Consider the following 519-nt stretch of genomic DNA (forward strand, 5'->3'; position numbering starts at 1 on the left):
TTATCCAGCAGGTGGGGGCCTCGCTGCATTGGGTGTTCCTGGTATCGGCGTTGGTGTCGTTGCTGGCGCTGGCGGCGGCGATGCTGATCCCGGCGCGTTGTCGGCCGCAAGGCGAAGAGGAAGAGGCGGAGCAGGCGTAAAGGAAAAGGAAAGGGCGCGGCTGTTGCGCGCCCTGGGTAGCCGATGCGGCTTACTGCGCGTTGGAGGTGTCCTGGCTGGTGCCGGTCTGCGCCGCGTCACCATTATCGTCGCCGTTGTTCAGGCGGGTATAAACGATCTTCTGGGTGTCGTTTTCGCAGTGGCCGACCACCTGGCCGCCCGCTTGATCGGCCTGATCGTTAGGCACGATCTCCAGTTTGAAGCCGGACTCCGGAACGCCGTTATTGACGATTTTTTGCGAAATGTCCGCTTTCACGCTTTCACAAGAGGCCAGAGCCGCCAATGGGGCGCCGGCCAGCAAGACAGCGGTTAATATCAGCGTTTTCTTCATCACGTCATCCTTTTAGACAATGAACTTCC

Annotated in this window: 1 protein-coding gene; it reads right to left on the bottom strand. The window is 59.7% G+C overall.

The genetic code is table 11. The features are described 5' to 3' along the window. Positions 1-190: 190 nt before the first annotated feature. Positions 191-490 carry a DUF1161 domain-containing protein gene (locus tag Q3C01_RS44925; protein ID WP_103085583.1) on the bottom strand — a complete coding sequence of 100 codons (300 nt, stop codon included), beginning with the start codon at positions 488-490 and terminating at the stop codon, positions 191-193. Positions 491-519: the final 29 nt, after the last annotated feature.

The sequence above is a fragment of the Bradyrhizobium sp. UFLA05-109 genome, assembly GCF_054185165.1.